We start from the raw sequence: 13,395 nt of genomic DNA on the forward strand, positions 1-13,395 counted from the left end.
CGGGCACGACCTAGGCCGCAGGATAGGGCCCGTCCCTCAGCGCTGCTGCCAGATGCACGGTGTTCCGGACCGAGATCCGAGTGGCGTTGGCGGTCACCTCGGGCGTCTGTTCCAGATCCTGGTAATCGGTGGTGTGCATGGCTTCGCCCACCCAATATGTTGATCCTTGGGCCGGGATGGTGTAGCCAACTTCGGCCAGACCTTGGGACAGGTCGGCAATGACATGGTGTGCCCCATCCTCGTTGCCGACCACTCCAACCATGGCCACCTTGTCGAACAGGATGGGACGACCTTGGTCGTCGGTTTCGGATAGCTCGGCATCAAGACGTTCCAAAACCCGTTGGGCCAGGCTCGAGGGATGCCCCACCCAGATCGGGGTGGCGAGCACCAGGATCTGCGCTTCCAGGAGCTTTTTTCTGAGATCAGGCCAGTCATCGCCAGCGCCCATGTCCTTCAGGACGCCGGGCATCACGTTGTGGTCGACAATGCGTACCAGTTCGCTCTCCACCTTGTGCTTGGCGAACTCGTCAGCAATCTGTCGCGCCAACATGTCGCTGCTGGATGCCTTGGGGGATGGGGAAAGCGTGCAAATGAGGATCAGGGCGTTCAAGGGTTCATTGGTCATGTCTCCACTCTGCCGGGTCGGCGCGGAGGCGACCAGTGATTGCGCATCCTGCAGAATTGATTCCTCGAGGTATCGGGGCACGTAGCCGGATTGAAGGAACGACGAATCCGAAGTTGCCGTAACCATGCCATGGACCTGAGCCAAGAATTGTTCGAATATTCACTCGCGCCATTCACAAATGTCTGGATCGCGGCGTAGGTTGGTTCGTGGATAAACTCCATGACGCCCGCGAAGGATTTCTCATGAGCACATTTTCCGATCGAACCCGCTCCGCTCTCATCGTGATCGATGTGCAGCGGGACGTCGTGGCGAACGCCTATCGGCGAGACGAAACCATTGGCAACATTAGTGGCCTCGTGAAGCGTGCCCGTGCGGCCGGAGCGCCGGTGGTGTGGGTGCAGCATTCGGACGAGGAAATGGAGAAGGGCAGCGACGCCTGGCAGATCGTTCCTGAACTCTCGCCGGCCGCCGACGAGCCGGTGATCCACAAGATCTATGGGGACTCCTTTGAGGCCACCGATCTCGAGGACGTGCTTTCCGCCGCCGGCGTCGGCCGGCTGGTGGTCTCCGGCGCCGAGTCCGATGCCTGCATCCGCTCGACCGTCCATGGCGCCTTCACCCGCGGCTACGACGTGACGCTGGTGTCCGACGCGCACACCACCAGTGACATGACCCAGTGGGGCGCCCCGCCCCCGGAGGTCGCCATCTCCCACATCAACCTCTACTGGCAATTCCAGGGGGCGCCGGAGCGCACCGCGGCGGTCACCGCCGCGCAGGACGTCGACTTCCGGTCCTGACTGTCCCCAACAGTTCGACCCGAACAGGGCGGACCGCCGGTGAATAACTGGCGCAGGTGCCCTGTGGGTTGTTCCTACCGGGGGAGACGTGCCGCCCACACCGTGCGGCTGCCGCGCATCGACAGGTCCGTGCGTGTGAGCACCGAGCGCGAGTCCTTGGCATCCAGCAGCGCTTCCAGGGCTTGGAGGTCCGCCGCCGGCAGCGTGTCCGCCAGGGAATCGCGCATTCGGGACAACCACCGGTGGGCGGCGCGCGCCACCAGCTCCTGGTCCTGGTCGATCGCGTAAACAAAGGTTCGCTGGTCGATGACCTCCATCCCCGCGTCCTTGATCGGGCCGGCCCAGTCCGGGTGGGCGTTCCAGTTGGCGCTGCCTGCTGCGGCGTGGCAGCGTTCCTCCAGGCCCGGGTCGCCGAAGCCCAGATCCCGGGGCAGGTAGCGGGGGAACGAATCCATTTCCACGACCACCAGCAGCCCGTCGGAGGACAGCGTGCCGGCGATCTGCTCGTATACGTTGGCAGGATCGCTCATGTGGTGCATGGAGGATGCTGCCCACACCAGGTCAATGTCCCTCAGATCCGGCCACGACGTGTCCAGGTCCACCTGCAGTGTCGTGAGCCGCTCCTCGAACCCATGGTCCCTCGCCTTCTTCGACAGGCGCCCGAGCATGAACTCCGACTGGTCCAGGGCCACGACCGCGGCCTCGGGGAAAGTCCGGGCCAGTCCGAGCGTTCCGGTGCCCGTGCCGGCGCCCAGGTCCAGGATGGTGCGCGGGTCTGGCTGGTGCCCGGAGGTCCAGGCGAAGATCTCCTGGAGGTGGTCCTTCATCAACTGGGCATCCAGGTCGAGCATTTCCGCCATGCCCTGCTCGTTCGAGTGCTGGTGCCCGTGGTGATTGGCGTTGTTCCCGCCGTGATGGTGGTGGCCGTGTTCCGGGGAATGCTGTGTCGTCATGGTTCAAGCCTAACCAGTGGATGCGTGATTGGCATACACTCTTGCGTATGACGCAAGAAGATTTTTCCATGGACACTGTGATCCGCCAGCGCCTCAAGGGCCTGCGGCTGGCCAAGGGCTGGTCGCTGGATTCACTGGCGGCCCGCTGCTTCCTGAGTCCCTCCACGCTTAGCCGGATTGAGACCGGCCACCGGAGGATCGCCCTGGACCAACTCGTTCCCCTGGCCAAGGCGCTGGGCACCACCCTCGACCAGCTGGTGGAGCCGACCAGCGACGAGGACGTGGTGATCCGACCCGAACCCGAGCACCAGCCCGGACTCACCACCTGGCTGCTCTCGCGCGAGCACTCCGTCAATGGAACCACTGTGGCGAAGATGCGCATCACCCACGAGCGGACCACGAATGACATCGGCCTGAGCGTGCATCCGGGCCGCGAGTGGTTCACCGTGCTTTCCGGGACGGCGTCCCTGGTGCTGGGGGAGCGCACCATCCTGGTTTCCGAGGGGCAGGCCGCCGAATTTTCCACCATGGTCCCACACCACATCGGGGCGCACGAGGGTCCGGTGGAGATCCTGACGATCTTCGACCACGGCGGGGAACGGGCCCACATGCACCACGACCACGCGGCGGATTAACGCATCCCGCAGGACGCGACTGGAGATTACGGTCAAGGCCGTGCCCGGGGGACCCGCCTCTACTTGGCTGCCCGACGCGCTGGCCCCCGGCACAGTGACCGTCGCCCACGGTCCGCTGGGCGGCTTCGCCCCGCTGGTGTCCATTACCCGGGCGCTGCTGGATGCCGGCGCCCGGGTAATGCCGGCGCACCATCGACTGCGCGGCGGACGAGTTCATCCTCGACGCCGTGCTGGCCGCGGGGGCTCCCGTGCCTTCCTCGTGCACGCCGGGGATGCGCGGCGCCTGCAAGTTCTCCCTGCTCGGGGGCACGGGAGATGAACCACGCCGGAGGGATTAGGCCCGGGGAGATCGCCGCGGGCAAGATCCTGATCTGCTGCTCCACGCCGACCGGCGACCTGGTGATCGACGCCTAGCCGGCTCCGCAGGTTCCCGTGTTATTTGGCTTCGTCGCCGGTGATGCCGAAGAGCTCGGGGCTATCGGCCATGGTGCGACCGAGCTTCCACTGGTTCCTGAAGAGTCCCACGGGATTCCCATTCGACCGGTAGACGACCTCGACGGCGGCGGCCTTGGCGGTCTGTACCGGATCCGGGCCGTAGAGGTCCCTGGCCATTTCATAGGGCAGTGCCTCTTCGATGACGGCCGGAGCGTTGAACTCGCGCTTCAACCGATCCAGGGCCACATCGAACTGCAGGACTCCGACTGCCGCGAAGATCGGCGACTGGCTCGTCCCGGAGCTGCGGTAGAGAACCTGGATGGTGCCTTCTTCTTCGAGGTGGGAGATTCCACGGGCGAACGCCTTGGCTCGACCGGCATCCAGGCTGCGCACCATGCGGAAGTGTTCGGCGTTGAAGTGCGGCAGTCGCGGAAAGGATACAGCCTCGCCGGCATGCACCGTATCGCCGATCCGCAAACCGCTGACATTGCTGAAGCCCACCACGTCACCGGGCCACGATTCATCCGCTGAATCGCGGTCCCTGCCGCTCATGTGGTGGGTGTACTTGGAGGAAACGGGCTTTGCCGTTGAATCGTTCCGTAGTGCCATGCCCCGCCGGAAGGTCCCGGAGCACACCCGGACAAAGGCAAGCTTGTCGTGGTGGTTCGGGTTCATGCCCGACTGCATCTTGAAGACGAACCCGGAGAAATCCGAATCCAATGCACGTAAGGTGCCGGCCTCATCCGCGCGCGGACCAGGCGCGGGCGCCCGGTTCACCAGGAAATCCAAGAGCGGGGCGACCCCGAAGTTGGACGCCGCAGCAGCGAAAAGCACCGGAGTGGCCCGACCGGCCAAGAAATCTTCCCCGTCAAAGCCGCCATTGAGGGCGACGGCCATGTCGCAGTCTTCGCGGGCGGCTTCCCACGAGTCCCCGGCGTCCAGGGCGGCCTCTTCGGGGCTCAGTTCGTCGGCCTGTGCGAGGCTGGCGCCGGCATTGGTGCGAGATAAGCGCGTGTAGGTTCCGCTTTCCGGGTTGTACAGGCCACGGAAGTCGCCTGCGATGCCCACGGGCCAGTTCAAGGGCACCGGCATCCTGCCGGTGGCATCCTGGACCTCATCTAGCAGCTGCAACGTTTCCTGTCCGGGACGGTCCCATTTGTTGAACACGGTGACCACCGGCAGCCCAAGTTCCTTGCAGACGGCAAAGAGCTTCAGGGTCTGGGTTTCCATTCCCCGTGAGGAATCGACAAGCATGATGGCGCAGTCCACGGCCGTCAGCACCCGGTAGGTGTCCTCGGAGAAGTCCGCGTGCCCCGGGGTGTCGAGCAGATTGAAAATGACATCGCCGTGTTCGAACCGCAATGCAGTGGAGCTGATGGAGATCCCGCGTTCGCGTTCCATGGTGCCCCAGTCGGACATGCTCGCCTGGCGCCCCTGCTTACCGTGCGTCACACCTGCCTTCGTGATGACCCGCGCATGCAGGGCCAAGGCCTCGGTCAATGTCGACTTGCCGGCGTCGGGGTGCGCAATGATGGCAAACGTCCGGCGCCTGCGGGCCTCGTGAAACACGTCATTGCCGTCGGTGTTGGGAGGGGAGTCGAAATCAGTGAAAGTGCTGTGAACCATCCCTAGAATCTACACTCGCGCGAGGGCTGCGCTAAGCCGAGCGGCTTCGCCTTGGACTGTCCGGGTCCGAACCTGTCCCGTAAACAGGCCTCCCGGCACCCTTCCGACCAGTGGCTTGCGCGGTGCCAGGGGGTTCCGGGCTACTGCTTCAACTCGTAGCGGAAGGTGACCCCGGTGTCTTCCATGATGCACCTGCCGCAGAGACCGGGATACGGCATTTCGCACGCGCCGTGGCCCATGATCTCGACGCCGCCGGCGCCTGGCCGGGTGCCCGAGAGCTTCTGCACAAACGACGCGGCCTGCGCGCAGCTCATGCCGGAGTCCGCCAGATCGAAGGAGCAGAGCGCGCCTGCGCGGGGGCCGCCTGCCCCCGCATCGGCCTGCGGCGTGCCCGAGGCCGCCTGCGTGGTCCGTTCCAGGGAGATCATCATCGCCTTGAACTGTCGGTACTCAGTGGTCTTGGCCGACTGCCACAGTCCTGCCGTGCCTTCCTGTTGCAAGGCGAGTCCGCTCCGGTTAATATTGGGCACCCCCAAAGCAAAGGAGAGTCCCGTGGGCAAGGTGGTCATGTACGGATCGGTGTCGGTGGACGGCTTCGTCGCGGACGAGAACGACCAGCCCGGACCGCTGTTCGACTGGTTGTCCGCCGGCGATGTGCCGCTGGATGAGAGCGGGGCGTTGAAGGTGTCGCAGGCGTCCTACGACTACACCCGGCCGTACTGGGACCAAATCGGGGCGACAATTGTGGGCCGCCACGTCTTCGACATGACCGAGGGCTGGGACGGGAAGCCCCCAAGCGGGGTAGACCACGTGGTCGTCGTGACGCACCGCCCCAAGCCGGAGGGCTGGGACCCCGAGGCTCCATTTCACTTCGTCGACGGCGTCGAGGCAGCCGTGGCCAAGGCTCAGGAGCTCGCGGGTGAGCGCATCGTCGAGGTCTCCGTTGGCGACGTCGGTGGCCAGGTGCTTGCCGCGGGCCTGGTCGACGAGGTGCGCATGGACGTCGTACCCGTCGTGTTCGGGTCAGGCAAGCGCTACTTCGGGTCGGTCCGTGCACAGCACCTGTTAGGGGATCCCGACGTCGTGATTCAGGGCAACCGGGTGCTTCACCTGCACTACTTGGTGCGCCGTTGACCGATCTGGGCCGGGGCCCCGTGGCGCCTCCACAGGAAAAATCCGAGCACGACGATGGCAACTGAGAGGAGTAGTCCCGTTGCCGGCACCTGGACGAAGAGCGGGACGAAAGAGACCAGTGCCCCCGCAAGGAGAAGCCCCGCGGCGAGTCGCGGATAGACGCCGGCACGGAGTGTCGCGATGGCGAAGAGAACCCAGCCGACGGCGGCGATCAGGAAGGAAAGCGCGAATCCCGTGAATCCCAGCTCTCCGGTCGCCACATCGGGGGCTTGGGCCGCCAAATCGGGGACCACGAAGAACTCGAACCAGATCGCCCCCACCGTCAGCGCGGTCCCGCCAAAGGCGAGCAGGAATCCGGCAAAGCCCAGAATCCCCGCGGCCCGGGACTGGCTGGCGTACAGCCCGGTCAACCCGAGCAGCAGCAACACGGTGCCGAGCAGGTAGAAGCCAAACACGATTCTTTGCGAGACGTCGCCGGCTGCGTCGGTGGCCTCCAGGTCGACACCCAGGCTCAGCACATCCCCGATGATGGAAAGAATCCCTGCCGCGATCGCGGCCAAACCGGCTAGCCGGAGCAGCTTCTCGGATGACATGGAACGGTTCCTCTCGACGGCATTGTCGGAATCCGCACCGTCCGGTGCGCCGACCAAACAATTCCAGCCCATTGGCTGGCAAGATCTCGCGTTGACCCATTAACAGCCGCCGCGGGGCTTGATGCGTTGCCCCACTTGAGGACCTCTGCGAATCCGCACGGGATCCGATGGGGGCAACGCGGCGTTGGTTACGGAATCGGCCGGGAGCCACGCCGCCGGGCGGGGTTCGAGGGTCCGCTGGTGTCGGTGGCGCGTCAAACGCCTAGGGGTCGTACATGGGTCCGGGTGTTTCGTCGGTTTCCAGCGGCTTGAGGTCCTCGTCCCCGAGGTAGAGGTTGGTGCCCGTCTGGTCCTTGAGCGTGATCGTGGCAATCAGCGAAACCGCGACGAGCAGGAACAGGTAGGTCGACACCGCCACCGTCGTGTTGAACGAGCCCACGAGGGCGGTGGCGATGGTGGGGGCGAAGGCCCCGCCGAGCACCGCGCCCAGGGCGTAGCTGATGGAGGATCCGCTGAGCCTGATGCGGGCCGGGAACAGCTCGGCGTAAAGGGCCGGCAGCGGTCCGTAGGACAGGCCCATCACCGCGCCGAAGACGATCAGTGCCAAGGCGACCATGGCGATCTCTCCGGTGTCGATGAGCAGGAAGAGCGGGTAGAGCCAGGCGAGCATGGCCACCCATCCGATGATGTACATCTTGCGCCGGCCGATGCGGTCCGAGGCCACCCCGGAGACCCAGGTGGAAACCAGCCAGGCCACCGAGCCGATGGTGATGATGTTCAGGATGGTGCCGGCGTCCAGCCCCAGGCGCTTGGTGGCGTAGCCGAGGATGAAGCCGCCGGTGAGCATGTAGCCGGCGGCGTTGTTGCCCATGAAGACCAGCGTGGCCTGGACGACCTTGCCCGGGTGCTGCCGGAAGAGGGTGGACAGCGGTGCGGTCTCGGTCTGCTTCGTGGCCTCCATCTGGTGGAAGACCGGGGACTCCTCGACCCGGGTGCGGATGTAGTGCCCGATCAGGATCAGCACGAAGCTCAGCAAGAAGGGCACCCGCCAGCCCCAGGCCAGGAACTGCTCCTCCGTCAGCGCCGCGGCGAAGATGGCCGTGACCCCGGCGGCCAGCAGCATTCCGGCCGGAACGCCCAGCTGCGGGAAGGCCCCGAACCTGCCGCGCCGATCGGCCGGGGCATGCTCGACGGCCATCAGCGCCGCCCCGCCCCACTCGCCGCCGGCGGAGAAGCCCTGGACGACGCGCAGGAACACCAGGAGGATCGGCGCCCACACCCCGATGGTGGCGTAGGTGGGCAGCACGCCGATCAGCGTGGTGCCCGCGCCCATCAGGATCAAGGTGATGATCAGTACGACCCGGCGCCCGTAGCGGTCCCCGACCCGGCCCATCACCACCGCGCCGAAGGGGCGGAAGAGGAAGCTGATTCCCACGGTGGCGAACGAGACGATCGAGGCCACCGTTCCCTCCAGCTGCGAGAAGAACAGCGGGGCCAGGACCAGGGCGGCGGCGTTGGCATAAATGAAATAGTCGTACCACTCGACCGTGGTGCCGATCATGGTGGCCCCCGCCACCCGGCGCTGTTCGGGGGTCATTCGCTGGGAGGCCTTCGGTGTGGTGCCCATGGAAATTCCTTTGTCCGGGGATGAGGGTCCCGGGTCCGGTGCCACTCGCCTGATGCTCACATTGTAGGGCTTCCCCCACCCGCGGGCGAGGGTTGTCGAGGCCCGGGAATAGTGCCCGTGAAATGGGGTTCCCCGTACCTGTCGACGGCGCCCGGCGCCGGCCGAGGTGCGGCCCGCACCCCGGCCGGGCCAGGCCCCGCGCTCCGGGATCCCGGCCCGGCGGCCCGGCGGCTCGGCGTCCCGGCGAGCTTAGGCGGAGGCCCTCCGGTTGCGCCGGCGCCGGCGCAGCACCAGGTAAAGGCCCAAGGCCACGCAGAGCAGGTAGATGCCGGCGACGGCCGTCCACCCCAGCGCAAAGCCGCCGGCCGAGCCGACCAGGGTCCCCATGACCAGCGGGCCCACGGTGAAGCCGCCGAACTGCCCGGCGGTGACCATCCCGGTGGCCATGCCCATCGAGGAAGACGGGACGCTGCGCACCACCGCGGCCATGAGCACCACCGAGACCCCCAGGGCCGAGGCCCCGTGCAGGGCCACGGCCAGCCAGAGCAGCAGCGCCGACCCGGTGGTGCCGGCGGCCAGGAACACCCAGGCACCGGCGAGCGCCAGCAGGGCAAGCAACAGCAAAAGCGGCGGGGCCGCCATGCCGCGGGACATCATCCGTCCCCAGCCCACGCGCGCGGCCACGCCGATTGCCCCGGCCGCAGCGGCGGCCACGCCGCCGAGCACCAGGGAGAAGTCGAGTTCGCGCACCGCATAGAGCGAGAGGTAGACGTTGGTGGCCTGCACGCCCATGCCGTTGACGAAGCCGAAGGCGGCCAGCGCCCAGATCAGGAACCTGGTGCTCGGCGGGGCCGGGGCCGGGCCGCCGGTGGGCATCTCGCCCACCGGTATCGGGATCTTGGGCAGCAGCGGGACGGCCTTGAGCACGCGCAGCGCCACCACGCCCAGCAGCACCGCGGCCGCGGCACCCGCGCCGCTGGCCCCGTGCCAGCCGATCCAGGCGGCCAGGGCGGGGAAGCCGAGGCTTGCCACCAGCTGGCTGACCTGCACGCCTGATTGCTTGATGCCGATCCAGCCGATGCGCTGTTCTTCCGGGACGCGTTCGGCAAGGATCCGGTTGGTGACGCCGTTGGGGAAGGACTGGGCCAGGCCGGCAAGGCCCGAGGCGACCAGCAGCAGCACGTAGCCGCCGGGGATCGCGGCGAGCAACAGGGACAGTGTGGCAAGGGCGAAGACCAGCGCCAGCAGGCGGGCATCGGGTTGCTTGTCGGTGAAGCGGCCGAAGGCGGCATTGCCGACGGCCCCCGCGCCAAAGCAGACGGTGGCCAGCAGCCCGAACTGCGCCTCGCTGATTCCCAGCTCGGTGATGACCAGCGCGCTGACGGCGCTCAGCCCGTAGGTCAACAGGGGGCCGATGCCGACTGCGACCAGCAGGATCGCCAGCAGGGAGTATCCGGGGCGCCCGGCGGGTTCCTTCATCCAGGCTCTCCTCATGTCAATGGGGCATTCCGGGGGATCCGGGTCCGGGCTCCAGTGTTTCACATCGGCGGCCGGTGACAGCTACCGCGTCGGGGCCCTTGAATGCCACCCGTCCCGGTGCTAGACCTGAAGGCACATGGCTTCGGCCCGGTGCCGGAGCGTATTCCGACCGGGCCGCGGGCGGTCCGACGAAGGGGCTCTGATTCCCATGGCAGGCAAGCCGCTGAAGGACGACGTCACCGACGAGAACCTGGCGGTGGGCCCGCCCAAGCGCAGCGCCGGCGGCCTGCCGGGGCTGTTGGCGTCCATTCCGCTGGCCTTGGGGGAAATGGGTCCGCGGCGGGCGGCCGGCACGCTGCTGCACATGAACCAGAAAGACGGCTTTGACTGCATGAGCTGCGCCTGGCCCGATCCGCCGCACCGCAAGGTCGCCGAGTTCTGCGAGAACGGGGCCAAGGCGGTGGCCTGGGAGGCCGACCCGCTGAAGGTGCCCACCGGGTTCTGGGCCGGGCACCCGGTCTCCGAGCTCAAGGAACGCAGCGAGTACTGGCTGGGGCAACAGGGCCGCCTGGTCGAACCTGTCTACAAGCCCCCCAACAGCGAGCACTACCGACCGGTCTCCTGGGAGAACGCCTTCGGCCTGATCGCCAGGGAACTGCACGCGCTGGCTTCCCCCGACGAGGCGACCTTCTACACCTCGGGCCGGGCCAGCAACGAGGCAGCCTTCACCTACCAGCTTTTCGCGCGCGCCTTCGGCACCAACAACCTGCCCGACTGCTCGAACATGTGCCACGAATCCACGGGAGTGGCCATGACCGAGAGCATCGGGGTGGGCAAGAGCGCGGTCCAGTACGAGGACTTCGCCAAGGCCGACCTGATCATCATCATGGGGCAGAACCCCGGCACCAACCACCCGCGGATGCTCACCGCGCTGGAGGAGGCCAAGGGGGCCGGGGCCTCCATCGTGGCGATCAACCCGCTGCCGGAGGCCGGGCTGATCAACTTCAGGAACCCGCAGCGCCCGCGCGGCCTGGTCGGACGGGGCACGGACCTGGCCGATGCCTACCTGCAGATCCGCCTGGCCGGGGACATGGCGCTGATGCAGGCGCTGGCCAAGCGGGTCTTCGAGGCCGAGGACGCAGCTCCCGGCTCGGTGCTGGCCCACGACTTCCTCGCCGAGCACTGCATCGGGCTCGAGGAGTACCGCCGCCACCTTTCCACCCTGGAAGAGGCCGACGTGCTGGCAGCCACCGGCCTGGACAGCGCGCAGATCGACGACCTGGCCCGGCGCTACCTGCTGGCCGACCGGGTCATCATCACCTGGGCCATGGGGCTGACCCAGCACACCAAGGCTGTGGACACGATCAAGGAAATCATGAACGTGCTGCTGCTGCGCGGGAACATCGGTCGCCCCGGCGCCGGGCCCTGCCCCATCCGTGGGCACTCCAACGTCCAGGGGGACCGGACCATGGGCATCTGGGAGCGGATGCCGCGCTCCTTCATGGACAGGCTGGCGGCCGAGTTCGACTTCGAACCGCCGCGGGAACACGGGTGCGACGCGGTGCAGAGCATCCAGGGCATGGCCGCGGGGCGGATCAAAGTGCTGATCGCCCTGGGCGGGAACCTCGTCCACGCGATTTCCGACACCAACGCCGCCCAGGACGCCATTGCAGCCACGCGGCTCTCGGTGCAGATCTCCACCAAGCTCAACCGCTCCCACGCATACACCGGGGCCGCCGCCCTGATCCTGCCCACCCTGGGGCGCAGCGACATCGACGTGCAGAAATCCGGGGTCCAATTCGTCACCGTGGAGGACACGGTCTGCGCGGTGCACGCCTCCCAGGGGCGGGTCATGCCCGTCTCGGACAAGATGCTCTCGGAGGTCGCCATCGTGTCGCGCCTGGCCCGTGGGGTGCTGGGGCCCGAACACCCCATCGGCTGGGAGGGCTTCGAGGAAAACTACGACAACGTCCGCGAGCACATCTCGCGCGTGGTGGACGGCTGCGCCGACTACAACGCGAAGGTGCGCCGGCCCGGGGGCTTTGTGCTTCCCCACCCGCCGCGGGACGAGCGGCGCTTCCCGACCCCGAGTGGCAAGGCGGTGATCACGGTCAACGAGCTGGCGACCATCAGGCTGCCCAAGGATCGGCTGATCCTGCAGTCCCTGCGCTCGCACGACCAGTTCAACACCACCACCTACTCGCTAAACGACAGGTACCGCGGTGTGCACAAGGGACGCAACGTCATCTTCGTGAACCCGCAGGACCTGGCCGCGCTGCGCCTGGCCGACGGCGGCTACGTGGACGTGCACTCGGAAGCCGGCGACGGGGTGGATCGGGTGCTGCGCGGATTGCGGATCATTTCCTACCCCAGCGCCCGCGGCTGCGCTGCGACCTATTTCCCCGAAGCCAACGTGCTCGTTCCCCTGGCAGCGACGGCCCAGGGGTCCAACACCCCGGTGTCCAAGGCCATCATCGTGCGCCTGGAACCCGCGCCGGCGCCCGGCCCTGGCTAGAGGGACCGGGTGTCGGCGCCGGATGGCCCCGGTTCCCCGGGATATGCCGCCGGCTCCCCGGGACCCTGGTCCAGTCGGAACGGGGGATAGGCGTCGGTCAGCAGCGAGGTGTAGGCCACGGTCCGTTGGATCCAGCGGTTCAGCCCCAGCAGCAGGTCGAACAGCCCCCGGCGGTAGGTGCCGGTGACCAGCAGGACGACTCCGGCGATGAGGACCAGCAGGCCGAGCAGGGATATCCCGGCCTCCTCCGTGTCCCAGGAGCCGCCGGAGAGCGCCGCGATGACCAAAAGGTGCGGCAGGGCGAGCAGCCAGGACTTCACCAGCACCTTCCAACGCGAAAGCCGTGCCGGATAGGAGACGTCGAAGTTGGCCGGATAGGGACCGCGCGCCAGCGTGAACGGCGGGTAGCTGTCGGTGCCCAGCACCCCGTAGGCGTAGAACGACACCCGCCATTGCCAGCGCAGCACCCCGACGGAGAACTGGAACCACGAGGCCGGATACCGCCCGGTCACCAGGATCACCAGTCCCGCGGCGACGGTCACCACCAGGAAGGCAACCCACAGCAGGGCCAGCACCACCACGTGCGGGATGGCCAGGATCCACTTCACCAGCCACTTCCAGCGCGAAAGCCCCGGGTCCAGGTGCCCGGAGAGGTGCACCGGCGTCGCCGGGACCGGCCCGGGCAGGGCGCTTGCCTGCGGGGCGCCGATTCCGATGCCGCGGCCCAGCCCCGCGGCGCCGACGAGGATGGCCACGATGCCCAGGGCGATCCCGGCGGCAATCAGCAGCGCGAACAGGTCAAGGTCGCGGAACTCCTTGATGGCCAGGGCTCCGAGGGAGGCGGGAATCAGCAGCGCCCCGAACAGCAGCAGGGCCAGATGGATTCCCGGCATGTGTCCGACGGGCGGTGTCTGAAGTGGGGGTGCTGGTGGGTTGGTCATGGCGTTCGTCTTTCGCGAAGTGAAGCGGGGTTGGG

At 67.2% G+C, this 13,395-nt stretch carries 13 protein-coding genes; 5 read left to right on the forward strand and 8 right to left on the reverse strand.

Annotation, left to right across the window (positions count from 1 at the left end):
- Nucleotides 1–10: 10 nt before the first annotated feature.
- Nucleotides 11–625 (reverse strand): flavodoxin family protein, encoded by a 615-nt coding sequence (locus Q2T94_RS17450; protein ID WP_302266456.1) that lies wholly within the window; start codon nt 623–625, stop codon nt 11–13.
- A gap of 242 nt (nt 626–867) precedes the next feature.
- Between Q2T94_RS17450 and Q2T94_RS17455 the strand changes: the two genes are divergently transcribed.
- Nucleotides 868–1,422: an isochorismatase family protein gene (locus Q2T94_RS17455; RefSeq protein ID WP_264269730.1), complete on the forward strand. Its 555-nt coding sequence runs from the start codon at nt 868–870 to the stop codon at nt 1,420–1,422.
- A gap of 74 nt (nt 1,423–1,496) precedes the next feature.
- Here Q2T94_RS17455 and Q2T94_RS17460 read toward each other — a convergent pair whose 3' ends face one another.
- On the reverse strand, nt 1,497–2,375 hold the full coding sequence (locus Q2T94_RS17460; RefSeq protein WP_302265966.1) for a class I SAM-dependent methyltransferase: 879 nt from the start codon (nt 2,373–2,375) through the stop codon (nt 1,497–1,499).
- 68 nt (nt 2,376–2,443) lie between these two features.
- On the opposite strand from Q2T94_RS17460, the gene Q2T94_RS17465 reads away from it, so the two are divergent.
- Nucleotides 2,444–3,010 (forward strand): helix-turn-helix transcriptional regulator, encoded by a 567-nt coding sequence (locus tag Q2T94_RS17465; protein WP_264269728.1) that lies wholly within the window; start codon nt 2,444–2,446, stop codon nt 3,008–3,010.
- Nucleotides 3,011–3,237: 227 nt separating this feature from the next.
- Nucleotides 3,238–3,348: a hypothetical protein gene (locus tag Q2T94_RS20615; protein ID WP_344760958.1), complete on the forward strand. Its 111-nt coding sequence runs from the start codon at nt 3,238–3,240 to the stop codon at nt 3,346–3,348.
- Nucleotides 3,349–3,445: 97 nt separating this feature from the next.
- On the opposite strand, the gene Q2T94_RS17470 is transcribed toward Q2T94_RS20615, so the two are convergent.
- The gene (locus tag Q2T94_RS17470) at nt 3,446–5,071 is read right to left on the reverse strand and encodes a peptide chain release factor 3 (protein ID WP_302265967.1); all 1,626 of its coding nucleotides are present in this window, start codon (nt 5,069–5,071) and stop codon (nt 3,446–3,448) included.
- A gap of 140 nt (nt 5,072–5,211) precedes the next feature.
- Entirely contained in the window at nt 5,212–5,640 is a 429-nt protein-coding gene (locus Q2T94_RS17475) for a hypothetical protein (RefSeq protein ID WP_264269726.1), read from the reverse strand.
- Between Q2T94_RS17475 and Q2T94_RS17480 the strand changes: the two genes are divergently transcribed.
- On the forward strand, nt 5,624–6,205 hold the full coding sequence (locus Q2T94_RS17480) for a dihydrofolate reductase family protein (protein WP_302265968.1): 582 nt from the start codon (nt 5,624–5,626) through the stop codon (nt 6,203–6,205). The two genes, Q2T94_RS17475 and Q2T94_RS17480, sit on opposite strands and share 17 nt — an antisense overlap.
- On the opposite strand, the gene Q2T94_RS17485 is transcribed toward Q2T94_RS17480, so the two are convergent.
- The 3 genes from Q2T94_RS17485 to Q2T94_RS17495 all read right to left on the reverse strand — a co-directional run bounded on the left by Q2T94_RS17485 (nt 6,187) and on the right by Q2T94_RS17495 (nt 9,904).
- Complete coding sequence (locus Q2T94_RS17485; protein WP_302265969.1) at nt 6,187–6,798, reverse strand: hypothetical protein; 612 nt, start codon at nt 6,796–6,798, stop codon at nt 6,187–6,189. The two genes, Q2T94_RS17480 and Q2T94_RS17485, sit on opposite strands and share 19 nt — an antisense overlap.
- Nucleotides 6,799–7,060: 262 nt before the next feature.
- The gene (locus tag Q2T94_RS17490; RefSeq protein WP_302265970.1) at nt 7,061–8,425 is read right to left on the reverse strand and encodes an MFS transporter; all 1,365 of its coding nucleotides are present in this window, start codon (nt 8,423–8,425) and stop codon (nt 7,061–7,063) included.
- 249 nt (nt 8,426–8,674) lie between these two features.
- Entirely contained in the window at nt 8,675–9,904 is a 1,230-nt protein-coding gene (locus Q2T94_RS17495; protein WP_302265971.1) for an MFS transporter, read from the reverse strand.
- A 208-nt stretch (nt 9,905–10,112) separates the two neighbouring features.
- Here Q2T94_RS17495 and Q2T94_RS17500 point away from each other — a divergent pair, with 208 nt between their 5' ends.
- Entirely contained in the window at nt 10,113–12,419 is a 2,307-nt protein-coding gene (locus Q2T94_RS17500) for an FdhF/YdeP family oxidoreductase (RefSeq protein ID WP_302265972.1), read from the forward strand.
- On the opposite strand, the gene Q2T94_RS17505 is transcribed toward Q2T94_RS17500, so the two are convergent.
- Nucleotides 12,416–13,360: a DUF4389 domain-containing protein gene (locus Q2T94_RS17505; protein ID WP_367281557.1), complete on the reverse strand. Its 945-nt coding sequence runs from the start codon at nt 13,358–13,360 to the stop codon at nt 12,416–12,418. The two genes, Q2T94_RS17500 and Q2T94_RS17505, sit on opposite strands and share 4 nt — an antisense overlap.
- Nucleotides 13,361–13,395: the final 35 nt, after the last annotated feature.

Source organism: Paeniglutamicibacter sulfureus (assembly GCF_030512175.1).
GTDB lineage: Bacteria > Actinomycetota > Actinomycetes > Actinomycetales > Micrococcaceae > Paeniglutamicibacter > Paeniglutamicibacter sulfureus.

Coding starts and splice junctions, on each gene's coding strand:
- Q2T94_RS17505 (WP_367281557.1), bottom strand. CDS start 13,360: ATGACCAACCCACCAGCACCCCCACTTCAGACACCGCCCGTCGGACAC.
- Q2T94_RS17495 (WP_302265971.1), bottom strand. CDS start 9,904: ATGAAGGAACCCGCCGGGCGCCCCGGATACTCCCTGCTGGCGATCCTG.
- Q2T94_RS17450 (WP_302266456.1), bottom strand. CDS start 625: ATGACCAATGAACCCTTGAACGCCCTGATCCTCATTTGCACGCTTTCC.
- Q2T94_RS17485 (WP_302265969.1), bottom strand. CDS start 6,798: ATGTCATCCGAGAAGCTGCTCCGGCTAGCCGGTTTGGCCGCGATCGCG.
- Q2T94_RS17455 (WP_264269730.1), top strand. CDS start 868: ATGAGCACATTTTCCGATCGAACCCGCTCCGCTCTCATCGTGATCGAT.
- Q2T94_RS17470 (WP_302265967.1), bottom strand. CDS start 5,071: ATGGTTCACAGCACTTTCACTGATTTCGACTCCCCTCCCAACACCGAC.
- Q2T94_RS17490 (WP_302265970.1), bottom strand. CDS start 8,425: ATGGGCACCACACCGAAGGCCTCCCAGCGAATGACCCCCGAACAGCGC.
- Q2T94_RS17475 (WP_264269726.1), bottom strand. CDS start 5,640: ATGACCACCTTGCCCACGGGACTCTCCTTTGCTTTGGGGGTGCCCAAT.
- Q2T94_RS17460 (WP_302265966.1), bottom strand. CDS start 2,375: ATGACGACACAGCATTCCCCGGAACACGGCCACCACCATCACGGCGGG.
- Q2T94_RS17500 (WP_302265972.1), top strand. CDS start 10,113: ATGGCAGGCAAGCCGCTGAAGGACGACGTCACCGACGAGAACCTGGCG.
- Q2T94_RS17465 (WP_264269728.1), top strand. CDS start 2,444: ATGGACACTGTGATCCGCCAGCGCCTCAAGGGCCTGCGGCTGGCCAAG.